Origin of the sequence: Sneathia sanguinegens (assembly GCF_001517935.1) — a bacterium.
Taxonomy (GTDB): domain Bacteria; phylum Fusobacteriota; class Fusobacteriia; order Fusobacteriales; family Leptotrichiaceae; genus Sneathia; species Sneathia sanguinegens.
In genome coordinates, this window is sequence record NZ_LOQF01000016.1 from 1 (window position 1) to 23087 (window position 23087).

Sequence of the window (23087 nt, forward strand, 5' to 3'; positions counted from 1 at the left end):
TTCATATATTTTTTTAATGTATAAACTACTCAAGTATAAAAAAAATTAAATTTACATATATTTTTTTCTATGTTATTATGATGTCAATAAAAATAAAGGAGGTTTTGTATGAAAAAAATACAAAAAAAAGTAAACGAAGGGTTTACATTAATTGAAGTCATTGCTGTTATGGCAATAATTAGTTTAATTGCAACTATTGCAGTACCAAGGGTAACAAAGTATATAGATCGGGCAAATAAGACAAGAGTCATTGCAGCTGTATCAGAACTTAATAATTTTGTTATTAGTAGTGAAATTGATGAGAAAAAAGAAGGTAATGCAGCACTTGCAGATATAGGAGCTATTCTAAAAGGTTATGGAGATTTAAAAACTTTAAAAATTGGTGCAGATTCAACAGGTAATTTCAGAGCAGGTAAAGTAACTGGAAAATTGGAATATAGTGATGGAGTTGTTACAGCTAAAATAGAAGCACCAAAAGATTTTGCAAATGAAGTAATAGGACCAAGTTCTATTAAATGATAGCTATAAAATTATTGTTTAATATTTTATTTGTTTTTATCTCTTATAGAGATATAAAAGAAAGAATATTACCAGAATCGTATCTTATACTAATGTTAATTTTAAGTTTAATAAAAAACTTTCAAAATTTCAATCTATTCAATTTATATTTGTCAATGTCAATTTTCACATTTCCAATATTTATTCAAATGTTAATAGAGTTCTATATAAAAAAAGAAATTATAGGTTTAGGGGATATAAAATTATTTACTATTTTAAGTATATATTTTTGTAGGACAGACTTAATTTTTGTGTATAAATTTTACACAAGTTTATATATAATAGGGGCAATAATTGTTTTAATTTTTAGAAGAATCAAGGGTTATTTTCCTTTTGCCCCAATAATTTATTTAACATATATCATAGGAGAATTTTTATTATGAATAATAAAGGGGAGCTACTAATAGAAAGTTTACTTTCACTTGTTATAATTACTATAGCACTAATACCGATATTTTTTACTATAAATAACATTTATGGCATAAATAATAAGGTTAATTTGCAAAGTAAACATATAATTAATCAAAAAAACTTATTAGAATATTTGAAAAGTTTGGAGTATAAAAAAATAGAAAAAAAAGTTGGAAATAAAAAATTCAAAAATATAAAAGAAGCCTTCAAGTATTTTAATATTTCAACGGATAATTACTATAATTTAGATAAAGAAATTAGTGTAAGTATTACTAAAACAAACGAATGTTTTTCATTATTTAAAACCGAATATATTTATAAATTGAAAGTTGGTAATTATGAAGATTATTATATTCCATAACAAAGGAATAATTTTATTAGAATATTTAATAGTAGTAAGTCTATTTTATATTTTCTTAGGCATAACTATATTGTTTAATAAACAAAATATAAAAATAAGAAATGAAATAAATAGGGATATAGCAAGTTATGAAATAAGTAAAATTTTAGATAAAATATCCGATAAATTAATATTTTCAAATAAATTAAAATATAGTAAAAATAAAATAGAAACAGATGATTTTATACTAACATTTGATAAACATAAGGCAAGTGTTTATAGTAATCAAAATATACAAGCAGATATTTTGTTCAATTATGATGAATATCAAATAGAAAAAAAAGAAGATAGATTTATTTTTAAATTTAAAATAAAAGATAAGTTGATTTATAAGGTGATGAGTTTAAAATGAAAAATAAAAATAAGGGTTCTTCTTTGATCTATATTTTAATAATATTATCAGTTATGTCTATTGTAACTTATACTTTTTTTGACTATGTATATAATAAAAATAAAAATTTTAAATTAGATGGTTCTATTCAGAATAAGCAAATTTTAAAAAAAAGATTAATAAAAAAGGAAAAAAAACAAGCTAAAATAATTAGTTCAAGGAAATATGGCTATTATGAATATATGTGGTTTTTAATGGGAAGGCAATTTTCAACTAATTATGTTAAAAATGATGGAGCATATTTTAATATATATTTTTACGATTCAGATACTGAAGATGCAATACAATATTTGGAATTAAGATTAGTTAAACTTTTTAAAAAAATGATAGAGGAAGATTGTTTAGTTTATGCAGATAATAAGTCGGTTAAGAGTATAGGAGGTTATGAAATCGTAAGTGTAAAAAGTTCTAGAGGATATGAAACATTGCCACTTAGAAGAGATAAGGATTATGGAATAGTAACAGTAAGATATAGGAAAAAAATATTAGGCATTACTTTAGAAGTAGAGGAAAGAATGAAATTTGTTAGAGATGAAGTGTATTATACAAGTGTAACTATAGATTATAAATTTATAAATGGTGATAAATATGACTGAAATATTTATTAAAAAGAATAAAATTTTTATAAAAAAACAAGATGAAATTTTTTCTTTTAAATTTGTAGATTTAGAGAAAGATTTTGAAGAGATTATGCTACAAGCAAATCTTAGTAAAAAAGATAAATTTACCGTTATTTTAGATGTTAAAACAAGAGAAATAGAGTATTATAAAGATATTTTTGCTTTTTTTAATCTTAGAATAAAAAAACTTTTTAAAATGGAAGAATATATTAAAACTTTAAATGAAGAAATAGTATATTTAGGTGAAGAAAGTAGTTTACATTTTGATGGTAAAAATATAGAAGAACTTGATGTAACTTACGAAGATAATTATGATTTTGCAAATATTAAAACTTTGTATGTTGATGAAGAAAATATAAATGAAATATTTAAAGCTATAGCTAAAGTGAAATTGACAAATGAAATAAAGAACCCATATTTAATTAAAAATTTAATTTTACTTATTTGTAGTATAGCTATCTTAAGCTTAAGTTTCGTAATTTCAAGTACTTTTTTTAATGTAGCAAGGTTGCAAAAAGAAATAAATGTTATAAAAAATAAAAAAATAAAATTAGATGCTAATATTATTGCAACAAAGACATATATCAAAAATTTACAAAAAGAATTAGAAAAAAATGAAAATTTATTAATTCAAGATGTTAATCTTTCAAAAAAAGAATATTACACTTTAATAAAATATATAATAGATAGTAGTAAAAAAGGAATAAATTTTAAAAGGATAGACTATGGAGATAAAGAATTAATTTTAGAAGGTGTTGCAGACAAATATGAGGGAATATTGCAAAGTTTTTCTAAAGCAAAAATAGATTATTTAATTAGTTTAGATGAAGGGATAGGATTTAAGGTGGTGATAAACTATGAATAAACAACTAGAAAATTATATTGGTTTAATATTTTTTTCTTTCTCTGTTCTAATTTCTATTTATTTAATGAATACAGCATATAATAAATATAAAATTAAAGGTTATGAAAAATTAGATATAATAAATAAATTGAAAATAAATGAAGACGAAATAAAAGACTTAAAAAGCACAAAAAAAGAATTAGAAGATAAAATAGTAAATTATCAAGATAGCTTGAATAATAAAAAAGATATGTTGGCGACATATGAATTAAGCGATAATGATTTTAAAAAAATTATGTATAAACTTGCACAAACAAGTGGGTTAAGATTAATAGATATGACGAAAAAACAAAAGATAAGTAATTTTTTTGACTACAAATTATACTATTCAAATATAAAATTAAAAGGTGATCTAATTTCTTTAGGTAAATTCCTTTATTATATAAATAAAATTCCTTATCATATTGATACTGAAAAATTTACCTTAAATATTTCTGGAGATGTTCAAATATTAAACTTGGGATATTTGCAAAAAGGTGATGAAAATGATTAAAAAAATTTTTATGTATGTAACATTATTTGCAGTAATCTGCTTTTCATATACTAATAAAAAAATGGAAGAAAAAGCCGATTCTTTATTTATACCTATTAGTTTGAAAGGTAAAAATATAGTAAAAGAACAAGACAAAAATTTTCAAATCAAAAAAAATTCTGTATATAAATTAAAAAATAAATTGGCTATTGATTTATTGCCAATATTAAATGGAATATCTGAAGCAAAAATAAAAGGTATAGATAATTTTTTAGTAATAACAGGTACGGATAATGAAATTAGTGAAATGTGCAAATTAATAGAAAAATTAGATGTTGAAAAGCAACAGGTTTTATTGAAATTGAATATAATAGACACAAGTAAAAATTTATTTGATAGATTAGGATTTAATTGGAAACTAAATAAAAATTTTTCTTTTGCAGGTGTAATAGCAGAATTTTTAGGAGGTAATTTAAGTTTTTCAAATTTATTAACCAATAATAGTAGATTATTGGATGTTGATATAGATGCATTAAAAGAAAATGGAGAACTTGTTTTAAAATCAAGTCCTAATATAGTTGTTTTAGATGGGGATAAAGGTATATTTAAGGTCACTGATGAAAGTATTTTTGAGGTAAAAAATAGTGAAAATAAAAATAGTAATATAATTTCAAGAGAAGCAGGAATAATATTAGAAGTTGAACCAAAAATAAAAAAAGACTATATTCAAATAAAATTAAAGGCAGAAGTAAGTAATTTTAAATCAAAAGATATGAAAAAACAGAATATTATAGAAACAGTTATAAATATTGAAAATAATAAAAGCATGTTTATCGGTGGAGCAACAAGTATAGTTAAAGATGATACTAAATCAAAAACACCTATTCTTGGAGATATACCTATTATAGGTAGTTTATTCACATATCAAACTAGAGGTAATGTTCAAAGAGAAATTTATATGGAGTTAGAGGCGAAAATAATATGACAGAATTTACTTTTAGGAAAAAATTTGTTGAACAATTAAGCGATTTATTAGAAGGAGAAATAAATTTAATAGAAGCCATAACAATATTAAAAAGGGTATTTAAGGGTAAATATAAGGAAAAAATACAAAAGTTAAAGCTTCAATTAGAAAAAGGAAAAGATTTAGATGTTGCTTTTTTGAATATATCAAAAGACAAGGAGTTTTTATCTTTTATTAAAACAAGTCAAAAAACTGGGGATTTAAAGGGTTGTATGAAACTTTTGAAAGAAAAATATCAATTCATTTCACAAATAAAATCTGAAATAATATCTATAATAATCTATCCGGTAGTTGTAATAAGTACAGCTATAATAATTTTAAATGTCTTATTAATGGTTGTTGTTCCTAAATTTATAGAAATTTATAAAGATCTAGATCAAGAATTACCTAATTTAACAAAATCCGTTATAAATATTTCAGAATTTTTATTAAGATTTAAACTATATATATTATTAATTTTTTTAAGTTTAATTGTCTTAATAACATATTTAATAAAGTCAAATAATATTATTTATCATTCTATTATTTTAAAAAATGGCTTAATAAGAGATTATCATATATTAGGTTTTACCCAAACTATGTATGCAGCTTTTGCTTCAAAAATAATATTTTTGGATGCATTAAAAATTTGTATGGATACAAATAATCAGGCATTTAAATATGAATTACAAAAAATATTTAAGAAAATAGAAAAAGGTGATAGCATAACTATGGCTTTTGAAAAAGCAAAGTACTTTGATATTGAGTATAAAAATTATATCTCTATAGCAGATGCTACAGGAGAAGTTGAAAAGGTTTTTAAAACTTTGACCACTATAAAAAATAATAGATTAAGATATAAAATAAGAATTTATTTAAAATTTTTAGAACCAATATCTATTATGATTATTGCATTGTTCGTAGGACTTATTGTTCTTGCTATTATGTTACCATTATTTAATCTTGGTGAAAGTATAATGTAAATTATTAAAATAACTAGGTAAAAATTAGCCTAGTTATTTTTTTAAGACTAAAAATATGTTAAAATATACTTGGTGATTAATATGAATTTATATGAAAAAATTGATCCATATAATAAAGGATATTTAAAAGTTTCCAAATTGCATAGTATATATTATGAGGAATGTGGAAATAAAAATGGAATACCCATAGTATTTGTACATGGTGGACCAGGGTGTGGAAGTGGAGAAATTGCAAGACAATTTTTTAACAAAGAAAAATATAGAATAATAATTTTTGATCAAAGAGGATCAGGTAGGTCAAAACCCTTTGTTGAATTAAGAGAAAATACCACATTTGATTTGGTAGAAGATATGGAAAAATTAAGAAAAACTCTAAAAATAGATAAATGGATATTATTTGGTGGGAGTTGGGGAACAACTTTGAGTTTAGTTTATGCCATCAATTATCCAGAAAATGTTAGTGGACTTATACTAAGAGGTATTTTTTTAGCAAGGAAAGAAGATGTGGATTGGCTTTACTGTGGTGGAGCTGGGCAATTTTTCCCTGAAGAATTTGAAAAATATATTTCCATATTAAGTGAAGAAGAAAGAAAAGATATAATAGCAAGTTATATGAAATATTTATCTTCGGATGATATGAAGATAGTTTCAAAATATGCAAAATTTTGGAATGATTGGGAAAGTAGTTGTGTTAGATTATATCCAATGAAATTAGCAGATGAAGTAACTGAATATGATATTGCAGTTGCTAGATTGGAGTGCCATTATTTCTATAATAACAGCTTTATTAAAGAAAACTATATTTTAGATAATATTGACAAGATTAAAAATATTAAAACATTGATATGTCATGGTAGATATGATGTAGATTGTAGACCAAGTGGAGCATATCAATTAGCTAAACATATGAATAATTGTAAATTAATATTTGTTGATGCTTCTGGGCATTCATCATTTGAGCCAGGTATAGCTAAACAACTTATTGAATTTACAGATGGGTGGGAAGAAAAATGACTATAAGAGAAAAAATAGATAGTATTAATAAAATGACAGAAGAAAGAAAAATTTTAATAAAAGAAAGTAAGACAGTAGAAGAAGTTGAATTATTAAAAAAAATGCTTAAATATACTGAAGAAGTGTATGGAGAAGATTCAAATAGTACTATTAAATTATTAAATGAATTAGGTGGTACTTCAAAATATATAGGTGAATATGATCTTGGAATTTCATGCTTACAAAAAGCATTAGATATAATAGAAAAAAAATTTGGAATAGATAGTATTACATATGCAACAACAACTTTGAATTTATGTGAAGTCTATAGATTTAAAGGTGAATTGAATAAATTGGAAAATTTATATAAGACAGTTATTTCAATATATGAAAAATATAAGATGATAGATTCTTATGAATATGCAAGTGTCTGTAATAATTTAGGTTTATACTATCAAGATACAGAACAATATGAAAAAGCTTTAGAATTACATTTGAAAAGTTTAGAAATATTAAAGAATATGCCTGATTATAAGGTAGCTTTTGCAACAACATATAATAATTTGGCAATAGCATATAGAATGTTAGGGCAAAATGAAAAATCTGATGAATGTATAAAAATAAGTTTGGATATTTATGAAAAAGAAGTTGGTAAAGGACATGCTATGTATTCAGCAGCAATTAATAATTTAGCGGTTACTTTCTATAACAAAGGTGAGCTTGAAAAGGCATTAGAATTATTTAAAAAAGTATTATTTATTTGTGAAGCTTCATTTGGAAGAGGAAGTATAAATTACGAAAAAGTTAAAGAAAATGTTGATATGGTTAAAGAAACAATAGAAATGAGAAAAAGAAAATGAAGGGTATGGAATTAGTTAAGGAAAACTTTTTTAATAATACTTTACCAATACTTAGAGAATATGATATTAAAATTTCAGCAGGTTTAGTTGGATATGGTTCAGAATGTTATGGCTTTGATGATGAATATTCAAAAGATCATGATTTTAGTAAACAAGCTTGTATATGGTTAAAAAAAGAAGATTATGAAAAATATGGTAAAGAAATAAATGAAAGAATATTAGATGAACATTATAAGAAAACAAAAACAGTTTGGTCTAATGATAGAAGAGGTGTATTAGACATAGATAAGTTTATTTTTACTTTTTTAGGAACTACAAGAGGACCTGAAACTGATGAAGACTTTCTTAATATACCAGAATATTTATTGTCTTCTTTTACCAATGGTGAAATATTTATTGATGAATTGGGTATAATAACAGAAGTAAGAAAAAAGGTTGAGTTTTATCCAAGAGATATAAGATATAATAGAATAGCAACTAGATGTATGAATGCTTCAAGAGAAGGTTTGTACAATTATGAAAGATGTTTAAAAAGAAATGAAATGGTTGCTTGTAATCAAGCTTTATCAAAATTTATAGAAGAAACAATAGAGTTATATCATTTAATTTATAAAAAATATTGCCCTTATTATAAATGGTATCACAGAATGCTTAAAACTTTTGATGAAAAAGCTGCTAATTTTTACGATAGATTAGTTGATAGCAATACAAGCAGTCAAGAAAAGTTAAATATAATAAGTATGATATGTAGTGATATAATAGATAAATTAGAAAAAGAAGAAATAATAATTAGAGTTAGCGACTATCTAGGTTATTATGGACCTATTATTCAATCAAGAATAGATAATGATAGAATAAGAGATTTAGGATTTTGGAGTGATTAAGTTGAAGGAATTAATAGATATTATTTTAGAAATTGAATGGAATTATTTTACAAATTTAAAAAATACTGGAGGAAGAGCAAGTTGTCAAGATAATAAAAAAGAATTTCTTATTACAAGAGGAAGTCAATGGGAAAATCTAAATATACAAATTTTATTAAGCTATCTTGATGATTTAAAACAATATAAATTGGAAGGAAGAAATCCTTTATTTGAAAAATATGCGTATATGATGCAATATACTCACAAGGATGAATATGAAAAATTAGTTAAATATTTACCGAAAAAAAATGAAAAAAAAGAAAAATTAATTGATAAAATAGAAGAAATTGTGATGAATTGGGAAAGAGAGTTTATAAAAAAATATCCTAATTTAGCAAAATATGTTAGAGGTGTAGATGTCGATGATACAGGGCTTATAGCATCTACTAGAACATATTTAAGAGGTGAACATAGTACTTATTCATATAAAACTAATCTTCTATACTTAAATTATATATCTTCTATTGACTATAATTTGGCAGAAAAGATATATGAAACAATATTTAAGAAAAAAGGATATAAGAATTTAGAAGAAGTTGAAAATATTGTACGTGGAGGATAGATGCAAAAATTTATAAAATTACTTGGTGAAATTTTCAGTCCGATAATACCTATATTGCTTGTAGGTGGTTTATTGTGTGCTATATGTAATTTAGTTCATTTTTCTAAATTTAAAGAAATAGAGCAAATGTTAAAATTAATCTCTCAAATTCCATTTAAGTGTTTACCAGTATTTATCGCCTTTTCAGCTACAAAGGCCTTTGGAGGTAATGCATATTTGGGAGCATTTTTAGCATTAATTATGATAAATCCAGAAATTTCTATTAAATATAAAATGGATTATCAAGCAACAGTTTTGCCTATTATAATAATGTCATATATACTTGTGTTTATTGAAAAAAAGTTAAAAAAAATTGTAAATAAGAATGTCGGAGACATTTTAGCTCCAATATTAGCACTAGTTATAACAGCTTATTTAACTTTAACTTTTGCAGGGAAGGTATTATTATATTTAGGAAATGGACTTAGTGTAGTAGTATTATTTATTTACAATAAGTTAGGTTTTATTGGCTCAGGAATATTAGGCTTTGTATATGCACCCATAGTAATAACAGGCTTACATCATGCTTTATTGCCTATAGAAACTAATTTGTTAAAAGTAAATGGAAATTTTATAACACCCATTGCTGCAATTTCAAATATAGCTCAGGCTGGGTCAGTTTTTGCAGTATATTTTTTAGAAAAAGATAAAAAAGAGAAGAATGTTCAGGCACTTGCTGGAGTTTCAGCCTTATTAGGAATAACAGAACCGGCTATGTTTGGGGTTAATTTAAAATATAAAAGGGCCTTTTATTCATCTTTAGTTGGAAGTATGTTAGCTTGTATATTTTTAGGGCTTTATAAAGCAAGAGCAATTTCAGTGGGTATAACAGGAATATTTGTGTTTTTAATAATGCCTTTAAATAAAATAGTAATATTCTTTATTTCTGCAATAATTGCCTTTGGAATATCTTTTATATCAACATACTATTTTTTAAGAGGAACTTTAGAATAATGAAGCTCCTTTTTAATTGCATTTACTTTTTAATTATGTTACTATTTATATATGGAAAATATGGAAAAAGAAATTTTAAAAAATGTTGAAAAATCAAAGGATAGATTAGCAAATATTTTATATGAAAGAAATCAATTTTTAGGTATATATAAAGAAAGAGTTTTAGTAGCACTTACTGAGGAGGAAGTGAAAGAAAAGCTTATATATCCAGAAGTTAAAAAAGCTTTAGAAAAAGTTATAGCAACAAAAATGGTATTAACAAGAAGAGTAGATATGAAATATTTAAAAAAATATATAAATTTAGCTAATATGTATAAAGTAGACTGTAAAATAGTCGATGGTTTATCTTATGTTGGTAATATCAGTCTTGTTGTATCAGCCGATGATGCTGTGGATATAAAAAGAAACCCTATAGTAAAATCAAGGCTAGAGATAATAAAAGATAGAGGAATGCCTTTGGCTTATTATGATGCCTTAGGTAAAAAAGTTAGTAAGAGATATTTAAAAATTATAAAAAAATTGTTACCTGAATTACTTGATCAATATAAAGAGTTAACATTTTTTGATAAATTATGTGGAGAAAAATGCCCTTTGGAGGAAAAATTAGGAGGAAAAATATATGGTTGATGGATTTATAATAACTGGAGGAAAACCCTTAAATGGTACTATAGAGGTAAGTGGAGCTAAAAATGCGGCATTGCCAATAATTATAGCAACTTTAATAGAAAAAGGAGAATATTTATTAAAAAATGTTCCTAATTTATCAGATATTAGAGTTTTATTTAAGTTATTAGAATCTTTGGGACTTAAAGTAGAAAAAAAAGGTGAACATGAATATAAAATCATAAATGATGGAATAAAAAATAATAAAGCCGAGTATGAGATTGTAAAAAAAATGAGAGCCTCATTTTTAGTAATGGGACCTATGGTAGCAAATTTAGATGAAGCAATAATATCTTTGCCAGGGGGATGTTCAATAGGTTCAAGACCAGTTGATTTGCATTTATTTGGATTTGAAAAATTAGGTGCAAAAATAGTACAAGAACATGGTTATGTATATGTGGACTCTAGTAATTTAAAAGGTGACGATATAGTTTTAAGTTTTCCATCTGTCGGAGCAACGCAAAATCTATTAATAGCAGCTACAAAAATTAAAGGTACTACTAGAATTATAAATGCAGCAAAAGAACCAGAAATAGTTGATTTAGGGAAGTTTTTAATTAAAATGGGAGCTAAAATTAAAGGTTTAGGAACTGATGAAATTACAATAGAAGGTGTAGAAAAATTAAAAGCTGTTGAATATGAAATTATGCCTGATAGAATAGAAGCAGCTACTTATGTAATAGCTTCACTTATTACTGATGGACAAATATATATAAAAAATGCAAATATAGAAGAATTAGGTATATTTAAATCGCAACTTGAATCTATGGGAGTGAGATTTGAAAAGAAAGATAATATATTGAAGGTTATAGGAAAAGTAAAGGACTTAAAACCAGCAAATATTATAACAATGCCTCATCCAGGTTTTCCTACAGATGTTCAAGCACAAACTATGCTATTATTAGCATTAATAAAGGGAAAAAGCGAAATAGAAGAAACAGTTTTTGAAAATAGATTTATGCATGTAGCAGAATTTAATAGAATGGGTGCTAATATAAAGATTCATCATAATACTGCAATTATAGAAGGTGTGGATAGCTTAGGTGGAGCAGATGTTATGGCATCGGATTTAAGAGCTGGTGCAGCCCTTGTTTTAGCAGGATTAATTGCTAGAGGTCAAACTAGACTTAATAGAATTTATCATGTTGATAGAGGTTATGAAAAATTAGAAGAAAAATTAATTAAATTAGGAGCAGATATAAAAAGAGAGAAATTTGATATATGAAAAAGATAATAGGTGTAAATCCAATAATTGAAGCTATACATGCTGGAGAAAATATAGATAAAATCGAAATATTTTCTAATATAAAAAAAGATAATATAAGAAATTTACTAGGGCTTGCAAGTAAAAAAAATATTAAAATATATTATACAAAAAAAAGAGAAAATAATTCTCAAGGAGTAGTAGCATATCTTTTAGAATATAACTACTATGTTACATTAGAACAATTCTTGGAAAAAGAATTAATAAAAGATAAATCAACAATAGTTGTATTAGATCAAATTCAAGATCCAAGAAATTTTGGGGCTATAATTAGATCTTGTGAATGTTTTGGCGTTAAAGGTATAATCATACAAGATAGAAATAATGTTAAAGTTACTGAAACAGTAATAAAAACATCAGCAGGTGCTATAGAATATGTTGATATAATACAAGTTGTTAATATATCTCAAGCATTAGATAAATTAAAAAAATATGGTTATTTCATATATGCTACAGCTGGAGAAGCAAAGATTAATTATAATAGTGTAAATTATGCAGATAAATCTGTGCTTGTTGTTGGTAATGAAGGTGATGGAATAAGAAAAAAAGTTAGAGAACATAGTGATATGATAGTTAAAATACCATTGAAGGGTAAAGTTAATTCATTGAATGTTTCAGTAGCAACAGGTATTTGTTTAGCTGAAATGAATAAGGAATAGGAGTAGTATGCAATTAAATAATAAAGAAAGAAATTATTTAAGAAAATTAGCTCATAATATTGAACCTATTATCAGAATTGGTAAAATGGGTTTAAATGATGCAGTAATTGATAGTATTGCTAAGGCAATAGCAAAGCAAGAAATAATAAAAGTTAAGATATTATCAAATTCGGATGAAGTTTTAACAAGAGAATTGGAAGAAAAAATTGAAAAGGAGGCTAATTGTACAGCAGTATATGCTATAGGTCATACAATGATTTTTTTCAAATTTAATAAAAAAGGTAAAATAACAAAAGAATTTATGGAATATAGAAAGAGTCAAAAAAATGTCTAATGGAATAATATTAAATAATAGAATTTTAGATATAGTTATTTTATGTGTGGTAGTTGCACAGGCTATAAAGATTATTTCTCCGATATTTAAGGGTAAAAAATTAGATTTTTCAAAAATTTTTGAAACTGGTGGTATGCCAAGTTCACATTCAGCAAGTGTAGGTTCTTTATGTACGGCATTAGCATTGGTATATGGAACAAGTAATCCACTTTTTACAATATCATTTGTATTAGCTATTGTTGTAATGTACGATGCAACTGGAATTAGAAGAGAAGCAGGAAAGCATGCCAAAGCCCTTAATAGAATTATGATTAGTGATAAAGATTTATTTCAAAGTGAAGAATTCAAATCATTCAAAGAATTTTTAGGACATACTCCTTTTGAGGTAGCAATGGGTTGTTTATTAGGAATAGTTTTGACTATATTATTTAGAGGTTATTTGGTATGAAAAAAAGATTAGATCTTATTCTTTTTGAAAAAGGATATTTTGATAGTCGTGAAAAAGCTAAAAGGGAAATTATGGCAGAAAATGTTTTAATAAATGACAAATTATTAACTAAAGCTGGTACAATGCTTAAGGAAGAAGATATTTTAACTATAAGAATAAAGGAAAAACTAGCTTATGTTAGTCGAGGGGGACTAAAATTAGAAGGTGCTATAAAGACTTTTAAAATAAGTTTTGAAAATAAGATAGTATTAGATATTGGAGCATCAACTGGAGGTTTTACTGATTGTGCCTTGCAAAATAAGGCGAAATTTGTATATAGTGTTGATGTTGGAACAAATCAATTGGATTATAAACTAAGAATTAATGAAAAAGTATTAAGCATAGAAAATACACATATAAACAAATTAAAATTAGAGCAATTAATAAAGGGTAAAGCAGATATAGTTGTTGCGGATGTTTCCTTTATTTCTTTAACAAAAATTGTAAAATATATATATGATTTTTCAAAAGAAAATGCTGAAGTTGTGGTATTAATAAAACCACAATTTGAAGTGGGAAAAGAATTTATCGGAAAAAATGGAATAGTTAGAGAAGAAAAATATAGAAAGTTAGCAATAGATAAAGTTCTTGATTCATTTAGAAAATATAAATTTAAAATTATTGGTGTTGAACCATCACCTATAAAAGGAACAAAAGGGAATATAGAATATTTGCTATATCTTAGAAAGGAAGAAAATGAAGGAAAAGATTAAATATATATTATGCTTTTGTGCAGGTGTTTTAATAACATTTAGTGTTTCAAAATATTGCCAAGCAAACACAACTTTTGAAGAAAAAGGTACAATAAAAAAAGCAAGTTTTAAAGATGTTGCTGAATTACAAAAAATTATAGAAACAATAAATTTGGTTGATGATGTATGGGTTGGAGATAAAAAAATAAGCATAAAAGATCAATACGATGCAGCTTTAAGAGGAATAATGGCAAATTTAGATGATCCATATTCTGAATATTTAACTCAAGAAGAATATAAAGATATGAATGAAAATTTAGACGGAGTATATTCAGGAGTAGGAATGTCAATAAGAAAACAAAAAGGTGAATATATGGAAGTTATATCACCATTTATTGGTTCGCCAGCATTTAAGGCAAATATACAAATAGGTGATAGAGTTACAAAAGTAAATGGTAAAGATATTAAAGATTTATCAGCTGTAGAAACATCAAAAATGTTAAAAGGACCTAAGGGTACAGTAGTAGAAGTTGAAATAATCAGAAAAAATTTAAAAGATCCATTAAAGATCAAATTAGTTAGAGATAATATTAAATTAGATAATGTTGAATATAAGATGCTTTCTGATGGAATTGGATATATTAGTTTATTGCAATTTGGTAATGGAGTTGCAAATGAAGTTGAACAAGCTGTTAATAATTTAAAAGCTAAAGGTATGAAAAAATTAATCTTTGATTTAAGAACTAATCCTGGAGGGTCACTTAATGAAGCTGTAGATTTGGCATCTATTTTTACAAATGAAAGAAAGATGGTTAGTCTTAAATATAAGAATGGTAATGAAAATGTATATAATAGAACAAAAAAACAAAGTTATACAGGACCTATGGTAGTATTAGTAAATGGTGGAAGTGCATCAGCTTCAGAAATTGTAACAGGTATTTTAAAAGATTATAAAAGAGCTACAATAATGGGTGAAAAGACATATGGTAAAGGTGTTGCACAAAATATAATACAATTTAGAACTGGAGATGCTTTGAAAATAACAATAGCTAAGTATTCAACACCTAAAAATTCTGATATTAATAAAAAAGGTATAAAACCTGATATTGAAGTAAAAATGGAAAGTTTGTTATCAAGCAAGGGCTATGCTAATGAAACAAAACAAGCACTTGATAATAGAATGAAAGAAATAAAAAAAGTATTAATTGAAATGCATGGGGAAGAAAAAGCTAAAAAAATAATAGCACAAGGAGATATACAATTAAAAGCAGCCATTAAATATTTAAAGGAAGGAAAATAATGCTATACATAGTAGGAACTCCTATAGGTAATTTAGAAGATATTAGTTTTAGAGCAGTGAGAATTTTAAAAGAGGTAGATTATATTTTTGCTGAAGATACTAGGGTTACTAGAAAGTTATTAAAACACTATGAAATAGAAAATACTATTTATCAATATCATGAACATAATAAAAAGCATCAGATACCTAATATAATAAATTTATTAGAACAAGAAAAAAATATAGCACTTGTTACTGATGCAGGTATGCCTTGTATTTCTGATCCAGGCTATGAATTGGTTGATGAAGCAATAAATAATGGCTTCAAAGTAGTTACAATTCCTGGTCCTTCTTCAATACTTAGTGCTGCAAGTATTTCAGGCTATAGTATGAGAAGAATAGCATACGAAGGTTTTTTACCCAAAAAAAAAGGTAGACAGACTTTATTTAATCAATTAAGGGATGAAAAAAGACCTATAATTATTCTTGAATCACCAAATAGATTATTAAAAACTTTAAAAGATATTTATGAATATTTGGGAAATAGAGAAATGATAATTGCTAGAGAGTTAACTAAGATATATGAACAAGTTATTCGTGGTAAAGTTAGTGATTTGATAAATTTGGTAGAAAATAAACCTTTAAAAGGAGAAATTGTTTTAATAATTAAAGGATTAGAGGAAAAAAATGATAGAGACTAAAACAAATATTAATTGGTATCCTGGGCACATGAAAAAAACAATGGATATGATAGTAGAACAATTAAAACAAATTGATGTTGTAATAGAAATACTAGATGCAAGAATACCACTATCAAGTAGAAATCCTGAAATAAATAATATAGTTAAGAATAAGACTAGAATTATCATTTTAAATAAGGTTGATTTAGTTGAACAAAAAGACTTTATAAAATGGAAGCAATATTTTTTAGAAGAAGGTGTGGACTATATTATTGCATTGAGTGCTGAAAAAGGTACTAATCTAAAAGAATTAAAAACATATATCAAAAAATTATACGACATAAAATTAGAAAAAATGAAAAAAAAGGGTTTGAGAAAAACTCAAATTAGAGCTATGATATTAGGAATACCTAATGTAGGTAAATCAAGATTAATAAATAAACTTGCAAATAAAAGTAAGGCAGGTGTAGGTAATTTGCCAGGATTTACTAGAGGAAAACAATGGATAAGTGTTGATGAGAATTTCTTTATTCTAGACACACCAGGAGTATTATGGCCAAAATTTAATAGTCATGAAGTTGCTTTGAACTTAGCAATTACTGGCTCTATAAAAGATGAAGTAGTAGCTATAGAAGAGGTTGCAAGTTCATTGTTACAAAAAATGAAAGAATTTTCTATAATAGATAGGGTATATATGGCATATAATCTAACAAAAGAAGAAGATGATGACATATATGCACTTATGAAAAAAATAGAAAAGAGATTATTAATTAATACAAAGGAACTAGATTACGAAATAGTTTCAAAAAGAATTCTAAGAGATTTTAGACAAGGTAAATTTGGAAAATTTTTCTTAGAATTGCCAGAAAGGAAATAAATGAAATTTGAAGAATTAGGATTAAGTAAATCAACATTAAAAGCAATTTATGAAAAAGGGTTTTTAGAGCCTACGGAAATACAGGCTTTAGTTATACCAGAGTTATTAAAAGAACAAACAAATTTAATTGGGCAAGCACAGACTGGTACTGGAAAAACAGCAGCATTTGGTTTACCAATATTGGAATTATTAAAGCCAGAAAAAAAGGTAAAAGCTATTGTATTAACACCAACTAGAGAATTAGCAGTACAAGTATCTGAGGAAATATATTCATTAAAAGGAGATAAAGATATTAAAATTACGGCTGTATATGGAGGAGCTTCTATTGAAACACAACTTAAATCATTGAAAAAAGGTGTTGATATAGTAGTAGGTACACCGGGTCGTGTAATGGATATGTTAAATAAAAAAGCATTGAAATTAAATGAACTAGAATATTTTATTCTTGATGAAGCTGATGAAATGCTTAATATGGGCTTTGTAGATGATATAAAAGAAATTTTAAAAAGTACAAATGAAGATAAGAAAATGTTATTCTTTTCTGCAACTATGCCAAAAGAAATTTTGCAAATTGCAAAAGAATTTATGCCAAGTTTCAAAAAAATAAAGGTTAAGAAAAAGGAATTAACTACTAATTTAACTAAGCAAATATATTTTGAAGTTAGACCTGATGATAAATTTGAAGCTTTATGCAGAGTATTAGATTATAGAGCAGATTTTTATGGAATAGTATTTTGTAAAACAAAGCAAGATGTGGATGAAGTTACTAAAAAATTGAAATCTAGAGGTTATGATGCAGAATGTATACATGGAGATATTACTCAAGGATTGAGAGAAAAAACATTAGATTTATTTAAGCAAAAGATATTAAATATTTTGGTTGCAACAGATGTAGCAGCTAGAGGTATAGATGTATCTGATTTGACACATGTTATTAATTATTCAATTCCACAAGAACCTGAAGCTTATGTTCATAGAATAGGAAGAACAGGAAGAGCTGGAAAGAAAGGAATTGCAGTTACTTTTGTAAGTCCAAGAGAAATTAATAAATTGCTTCAAATAAAAAGATTAACAAAATCAGAAATTGTAAAAGAAAAAGTTCCAAATGTAGAACAAATATTAGAAGCTAAAAAAGAAAATTTACTAGCAAGTATAGAAGAAATTGTCTTAGAAGAAGATTATACACAATATCTAGATTTAGCAAGAAAAATATTGTCTAATAGAAATACAGATGTAATTGTTGCATCTTTATTAAGACATATTTATGATGATGAATTTTTAAAAGAAAATTATAATGAAATAAAAGATGTTAGTGTTAAAGTAGATGATAAAACAAGACTATTTATAGCATTAGGAGAAAAAGATGGAATGACACCATCAAAATTATTACAATTAATTCATAAAAAAGCTAAAGTACCCGGTAGAAAAATAAGGGATATAAAAATAATGGATAAATTTTCATTTATAACTGTTCCTTTCAAAGAAGCTGAAGATATAATGAAAGCAATGAATAGAAAGGATGCAAAAAAACCTATAGTTGAAATTTCTACAGGTAAACAAAAAAAAGAAAGTAAAAATAAAAAAGGAAGAAAGTAATGAACGAAGAAATAAATATTTTAGTAAATACTTTAATAAATTCTATAAAAGATGAAGAAATAAAAAAAGCAACATTAACACAAAATATTGATGAAATACCCTATGATAAAGCCTATGAGTTATCAAGGGTATTAGCTTTTATACCACTTTTAATTAATATAGCAGAAGATGTTATAACTTATAAAAAAATGATTCGTGATAAAAATCAAAATAAAATAAAAAAAGAAAATTTAGAACATGCCTTTAATTTGATAAACTCAAAGGAAAATATAGAAAAAATAGAGGTAACACCAGTATTAACCGCACATCCTACTCAAATACAAAGAAAAAGTATTCTAGATTTGGTAGAAAATATATATAATCTTTTAATAGATTATGATAAAGTTAAAGAACATTTAATAGATAAAAATTTATGGGAAAATGAATTGAAAAAAGATATAAATATTCTACTACAAACTGACACATTAAGAAGTACCAAATTAAGAGTAGAAAATGAAATAAGCAATATTATGAGTTATTATAAATCAACTTTTTTACAAGCTATACCAGACTTAATTATTAAATATAATAAAATGGCTGAAAAATATAAATTTAAGAATACAATAATACCTATTAAAATTGGTACATGGGTTGGTGGAGATAGAGATGGAAATCCATATGTTACAGCTCATACTTTAGAAAAAACAATAAAAATGGCAGCAACTGTTTTAATATCATCATATATTGAAAAATTACAAAAAATGTATAGAGAATTTTCAATGAGTGAAGATTTGATAAAGGTTAGTACAGCTGTTAAAGAGTTGGTTGAAAAATCGCATGATTTTTCTATTCATAGACAAAAAGAACCATATAGAAAAGCGATTAGCTATATAAGAGATAGGGTTATAGCAACAGCATATAAGTTAAAATTAGATACAACGACTATGCCTAATAATACTGATTTGCCAGCATATGAAAATAGCCAAGAATTATTAGAAGATTTATTGAAAATAAAAGATTCTTTGGAAAAATATAGTGGAAAAATTTTTGTGTTTGGAACTTTACAAAATTTAATAACAGCAGTAAAGGCTTTTGGTTTTTATTTATCAACTGTTGATTTAAGACAAGATTCAAGTATACATGAAAAATGTGTGGCTGAATTGTTAAGATTAGCTAATATTGAAAATAATTATGAAAAATTAAGTGAAGAAGAAAAATGTAAATTATTATTGAATATTTTAGAAAATGATCCAAGACCTTTAGCAATATTAGAGAGTAAAAAAAGTGAATTATTGCAGTCAGAACTTGAAATATATAGTGTGGCAAAAAAAATGATAAATGATTTTGGAAATGATGTTATAAAACATAATATAATTTCACATACTACCAATGTTTCTGATATGTTGGAAGCCCTTATTTTTCTAAAAGAAGTAGGAATACAAAAAAATGTTAGTATTGTTCCCTTATTTGAAACTATAGAAGATCTTGAAAATTCAATTGTTGTTATGGATAAGTGGTTTAACTTAAAAATAGTTAAAGACTTTTTAAAAGCTAATAATTATGAACAAGAGGTAATGCTTGGTTATTCTGATAGTAATAAGGATGGAGGCTACTTAACTTCTAGTTATTCATTATATAAGGCACAAAAAAATCTAATAAAATTAGGTGAAAAATATGGAATTAATATTAGCTATTTTCATGGTAGAGGTGGAACAGTTGGTCGTGGTGGAGGACCAAGTTATGAAGCAATTTTAGCACAACCAAATGGAAGTATTAAAGGAAAAATTAGATTGACTGAACAAGGAGAAATAATAGATGCTAAATACGGAAATTATAATAATGGTATGTATAATTTGGAAGCATTGATTACAGCAAGTTTGGAAGTTGGACAGGTTAATAGTCAAGAAAATTTGGATAAATATGAAAATATTATGGAAAAATTGTCTAATATAAGCTATAAAAAATATAGGGATTTAGTTTTTTCAAAAGAAAAATTTATAGATTTCTTTTATGACATAACACCAATAACAGAAATTTCAAAATTGAATTTAGGTTCAAGACCTGCAAGTAGAAAAAGTGGAAGAAGCATAGAAAATTTAAGAGCAATTCCTTGGGTATTTTCATGGTCACAAACAAGAATTATGTTACCAGGATGGTATGGCTTAGGTACAGCATTAGCAAATGAAAATATAGAAGAATTAAAGGAAATGTATAACAATTTTCCATTCTTTAGAACTCAAATATCGAATGTAGATATGTTACTTGCAAAAACAGATATGGAAATAGCAAAGCTTTATTTAAGTTTAGCAAAGGATAAAAAAGAAGCAGAAGATATATTTTCTATGATATTAGAAGAATATAAATTAACAAAAGAAATGATACTTAAGGTTTCATCGAAAAAAACTTTATTAGAAGATAATATTGAATTGAAGGAAAGTTTGAATAATAGAGTACCATATTTTAATGCTTTGAATAAATTACAAATAAAATTATTACAAAAAGAAAGAGAAGGCTTTGGTGATGAAAATTTACTAAAAGCTATACATACTTGCATAAATGGAATAGCAACAGGACTTAGAAACTCAGGTTGAAATAAAAGATGCACAAAAGTACTTGTGCATCTTATTTTATTAAAAAAAATATGCTAGAATATATATGTATTAGACCATATTTTGCTTTAAATATAAGGGGTTTAATATGAAATTAGAAGAAAAATATTTGAAATATGGGTGTGATGCTCTTACAGAAGTAGAATTATTACAATTAATGTTATATATAATTGGAGAAAAATATACAAAGGTAAAAGCAAAAAAGTTATTAAAAACATATGCTAATTTGGCTAATATTCTAGCAAGAGATAATTATATTTTTGAAAATGATATAAGTGTACCAATAAAATTTAAGATATTAAAAAAATTATTAATAGAAATTTTCTATAAAGATTATCTTCAAAATTTTATATCAAATGAGAAAAAAATTTCTGATACAGCAAGTTTAATAAATTTTTTAAGGCAAGAACTAGCTTATGAATTAAAGGAAAGATTTGATATAATATTTTTAACGACAAATTTAAATTTAATAAAACATGAAACTATATTTAAAGGTACAATAGATAGAAGTATAGTGTTTTTGCGTGAAATAATAACGAAGGTATTATGTTTAAATGCTAAAAATATAATAATTGCACATAATCATCCTTCAGGCTCATTGGTACCATCTAATGATGATATTAAAGTTACATTAAAAATAAAAGAAGGACTTAAAATATTTGAGATTAATTTATTGGATCATATAATAATAAGCAAAAAGGGATATTTTAGTTTTGTAGAAGGAGGAGTACTTTGAATATATTAAATATAAAATTTAGGAAAACTAAAAAGGTATATCCTTTTATTGTTCAAGAAGATGAAGATTATTCTAAGGGGGATTATGTAATAGTTGAAACAATAAGAGGAGATCAAATAGGGATGGTTATAAGTAAAAATAAATTCATTCCTAAAAATGAAGAAGTAGAAGATATAAAAATAAGAGAAGTTAAGAGAAAATTAAATAAAAAAGAAATAGAAACATTGCCAGCTTTAGATAAAAAAGCAGATGAAGCCTATTTTAAATGTAAAAAAATAGTAAAAAGAATTTTACCTGAAATGAATCTTGTTATAGGAGAATATACTTTTGGCGAAGAAAAATTAATTTTTTATTTCACTGCAGAAGATAGACTAGATTTTAGAGAATTAGTAAAGGAAGTAAATAAAGCATTTAATAGAAGAGTAGAATTTTATCAAATTAAGCAAAATGATGAAGGAAGAATATTAAATGCCTTCGGAAAATATGGTAAAGAGTTATATTGGTAATATGATAGAAACAATAGGAACTTATACAATTAAATTAAATAATGAAAATTTTAATATTACAACAGATGCGATAGAACTTGTTAATTTTATGTTAAAAGATGATATAAGTGTAGGAGATATACTTGAAATAGGAGCTGGTAGTGGCTATATTAGTTTTAAACTCTATGGATATAATAAAAATATAGTTGCAGTTGAGATACAAAAAGATGTGTTTAAATTATTAGAAAAAAATATAAGAGTAAATAATTTAAAAATAAAGGCAATTAATGAAGATATTATAAAATATGAAGGAAAATTTGACTATATTATTTCAAATCCACCCTATTATAAGTTAGAATCAGGTAAATATCCTAAAAATGAAGTTGTAAAAAATTCAAAATTTGAAACTTTACTTAATCTAGAAAATATATGTAAAAAAATTTATTCTTTTTTAAAGAGTGATAAATCTAAATTTTATTTAGTTTATCCTATTTATAGAAAAGAAGAAGTAAAAAAAGAAATATTAAAAAATAATTTAAAAATAATTAGGGAACAACAAACTGCAAAGTTATATTTTGTTTGTGGTTCAAAGAAAAATTAGATGTCGATGACATCTTATTTTTTTATTTATTATTATTATTTTTTTTTTTTTTTTTTTTTTTTTTTTTTTTTTT

General features: G+C 24.8%; 28 protein-coding genes. All 28 read left to right on the top strand.

The window, feature by feature from the left end; translation table 11 throughout:
- Positions 1-108: 108 nt before the first annotated feature.
- The 28 genes from AWT65_RS05980 (at position 109) to AWT65_RS06115 (ending at position 23014) form a co-directional block, all read left to right on the top strand.
- Entirely contained in the window at positions 109-519 is a 411-nt protein-coding gene (locus AWT65_RS05980) for a type IV pilin protein (protein WP_066730126.1), read from the top strand.
- Complete coding sequence (locus tag AWT65_RS06900; RefSeq protein WP_066730127.1) at positions 516-941, top strand: prepilin peptidase; 426 nt, start codon at positions 516-518, stop codon at positions 939-941. The genes AWT65_RS05980 and AWT65_RS06900 overlap by 4 nt, the downstream gene beginning before the upstream one ends.
- Positions 938-1330, top strand: coding sequence for a hypothetical protein (locus AWT65_RS05990; RefSeq protein WP_066730128.1), 393 nt, complete (start codon positions 938-940; stop codon positions 1328-1330). The genes AWT65_RS06900 and AWT65_RS05990 overlap by 4 nt, the downstream gene beginning before the upstream one ends.
- Complete coding sequence (locus tag AWT65_RS05995; protein WP_066730129.1) at positions 1308-1721, top strand: hypothetical protein; 414 nt, start codon at positions 1308-1310, stop codon at positions 1719-1721. Before AWT65_RS05990 ends, AWT65_RS05995 begins: the two co-directional genes overlap by 23 nt.
- Entirely contained in the window at positions 1718-2356 is a 639-nt protein-coding gene (locus AWT65_RS06000) for a hypothetical protein (protein WP_066730130.1), read from the top strand. Before AWT65_RS05995 ends, AWT65_RS06000 begins: the two co-directional genes overlap by 4 nt.
- On the top strand, positions 2349-3245 hold the full coding sequence (locus AWT65_RS06005) for a hypothetical protein (RefSeq protein WP_066730131.1): 897 nt from the start codon (positions 2349-2351) through the stop codon (positions 3243-3245). Before AWT65_RS06000 ends, AWT65_RS06005 begins: the two co-directional genes overlap by 8 nt.
- Positions 3238-3777, top strand: coding sequence for a hypothetical protein (locus AWT65_RS06010; protein WP_066730132.1), 540 nt, complete (start codon positions 3238-3240; stop codon positions 3775-3777). The genes AWT65_RS06005 and AWT65_RS06010 overlap by 8 nt, the downstream gene beginning before the upstream one ends.
- On the top strand, positions 3770-4741 hold the full coding sequence (locus AWT65_RS06015) for a type II secretion system protein GspD (RefSeq protein ID WP_066730133.1): 972 nt from the start codon (positions 3770-3772) through the stop codon (positions 4739-4741). The genes AWT65_RS06010 and AWT65_RS06015 overlap by 8 nt, the downstream gene beginning before the upstream one ends.
- A complete protein-coding gene (locus AWT65_RS06020; protein WP_066730134.1) occupies positions 4738-5742 on the top strand; it encodes a type II secretion system F family protein in 1005 nt (334 codons plus the stop codon). Before AWT65_RS06015 ends, AWT65_RS06020 begins: the two co-directional genes overlap by 4 nt.
- An 81-nt stretch (positions 5743-5823) precedes the next feature.
- On the top strand, positions 5824-6756 hold the full coding sequence (gene pip, locus AWT65_RS06025; protein WP_066730135.1) for a prolyl aminopeptidase: 933 nt from the start codon (positions 5824-5826) through the stop codon (positions 6754-6756).
- A complete protein-coding gene (locus AWT65_RS06030) occupies positions 6753-7595 on the top strand; it encodes a tetratricopeptide repeat protein (protein WP_066730136.1) in 843 nt (280 codons plus the stop codon). The genes pip and AWT65_RS06030 overlap by 4 nt, the downstream gene beginning before the upstream one ends.
- Positions 7592-8479 (top strand): DUF4037 domain-containing protein, encoded by an 888-nt coding sequence (locus AWT65_RS06035; protein ID WP_066730137.1) that lies wholly within the window; start codon positions 7592-7594, stop codon positions 8477-8479. Before AWT65_RS06030 ends, AWT65_RS06035 begins: the two co-directional genes overlap by 4 nt.
- On the top strand, positions 8472-9080 hold the full coding sequence (locus AWT65_RS06040; RefSeq protein ID WP_232292796.1) for a DUF4125 family protein: 609 nt from the start codon (positions 8472-8474) through the stop codon (positions 9078-9080). The genes AWT65_RS06035 and AWT65_RS06040 overlap by 8 nt, the downstream gene beginning before the upstream one ends.
- Complete coding sequence (locus tag AWT65_RS06045; protein ID WP_066730138.1) at positions 9081-10073, top strand: PTS transporter subunit EIIC; 993 nt, start codon at positions 9081-9083, stop codon at positions 10071-10073.
- 60 nt (positions 10074-10133) lie between these two features.
- Positions 10134-10700 (top strand): DUF1694 domain-containing protein, encoded by a 567-nt coding sequence (locus AWT65_RS06050; protein ID WP_066730139.1) that lies wholly within the window; start codon positions 10134-10136, stop codon positions 10698-10700.
- Positions 10693-11961 (top strand): UDP-N-acetylglucosamine 1-carboxyvinyltransferase, encoded by a 1269-nt coding sequence (murA, locus tag AWT65_RS06055; RefSeq protein ID WP_066730140.1) that lies wholly within the window; start codon positions 10693-10695, stop codon positions 11959-11961. Before AWT65_RS06050 ends, murA begins: the two co-directional genes overlap by 8 nt.
- On the top strand, positions 11958-12659 hold the full coding sequence (gene rlmB, locus AWT65_RS06060) for a 23S rRNA (guanosine(2251)-2'-O)-methyltransferase RlmB (RefSeq protein WP_066730141.1): 702 nt from the start codon (positions 11958-11960) through the stop codon (positions 12657-12659). The genes murA and rlmB overlap by 4 nt, the downstream gene beginning before the upstream one ends.
- A 7-nt stretch (positions 12660-12666) precedes the next feature.
- On the top strand, positions 12667-12993 hold the full coding sequence (locus tag AWT65_RS06065) for a YhbY family RNA-binding protein (RefSeq protein ID WP_066730142.1): 327 nt from the start codon (positions 12667-12669) through the stop codon (positions 12991-12993).
- Entirely contained in the window at positions 12986-13441 is a 456-nt protein-coding gene (locus AWT65_RS06070; protein WP_066730143.1) for a divergent PAP2 family protein, read from the top strand. The genes AWT65_RS06065 and AWT65_RS06070 overlap by 8 nt, the downstream gene beginning before the upstream one ends.
- Positions 13438-14193, top strand: coding sequence for a TlyA family RNA methyltransferase (locus AWT65_RS06075; RefSeq protein ID WP_066730144.1), 756 nt, complete (start codon positions 13438-13440; stop codon positions 14191-14193). Before AWT65_RS06070 ends, AWT65_RS06075 begins: the two co-directional genes overlap by 4 nt.
- Positions 14177-15472 (top strand): S41 family peptidase, encoded by a 1296-nt coding sequence (locus AWT65_RS06080; RefSeq protein ID WP_066730145.1) that lies wholly within the window; start codon positions 14177-14179, stop codon positions 15470-15472. The genes AWT65_RS06075 and AWT65_RS06080 overlap by 17 nt, the downstream gene beginning before the upstream one ends.
- Positions 15472-16152 carry a 16S rRNA (cytidine(1402)-2'-O)-methyltransferase gene (gene rsmI / locus AWT65_RS06085; protein WP_066730146.1) on the top strand — a complete coding sequence of 227 codons (681 nt, stop codon included), beginning with the start codon at positions 15472-15474 and terminating at the stop codon, positions 16150-16152. The genes AWT65_RS06080 and rsmI overlap by 1 nt, the downstream gene beginning before the upstream one ends.
- Complete coding sequence (ylqF, locus tag AWT65_RS06090; protein ID WP_066730147.1) at positions 16139-17008, top strand: ribosome biogenesis GTPase YlqF; 870 nt, start codon at positions 16139-16141, stop codon at positions 17006-17008. The genes rsmI and ylqF overlap by 14 nt, the downstream gene beginning before the upstream one ends.
- The gene (locus tag AWT65_RS06095) at positions 17009-18604 is read left to right on the top strand and encodes a DEAD/DEAH box helicase (protein WP_066730148.1); all 1596 of its coding nucleotides are present in this window, start codon (positions 17009-17011) and stop codon (positions 18602-18604) included.
- A complete protein-coding gene (gene ppc / locus AWT65_RS06100; protein WP_066730149.1) occupies positions 18604-21174 on the top strand; it encodes a phosphoenolpyruvate carboxylase in 2571 nt (856 codons plus the stop codon). The genes AWT65_RS06095 and ppc overlap by 1 nt, the downstream gene beginning before the upstream one ends.
- 106 nt (positions 21175-21280) lie before the next feature.
- A complete protein-coding gene (locus tag AWT65_RS06105) occupies positions 21281-21928 on the top strand; it encodes a JAB domain-containing protein (RefSeq protein ID WP_066730150.1) in 648 nt (215 codons plus the stop codon).
- Complete coding sequence (gene ricT / locus AWT65_RS06110; protein ID WP_066730151.1) at positions 21925-22434, top strand: PSP1 family protein; 510 nt, start codon at positions 21925-21927, stop codon at positions 22432-22434. The genes AWT65_RS06105 and ricT overlap by 4 nt, the downstream gene beginning before the upstream one ends.
- Positions 22397-23014 (top strand): methyltransferase, encoded by a 618-nt coding sequence (locus AWT65_RS06115; protein WP_066730152.1) that lies wholly within the window; start codon positions 22397-22399, stop codon positions 23012-23014. The genes ricT and AWT65_RS06115 overlap by 38 nt, the downstream gene beginning before the upstream one ends.
- Positions 23015-23087: the final 73 nt, after the last annotated feature.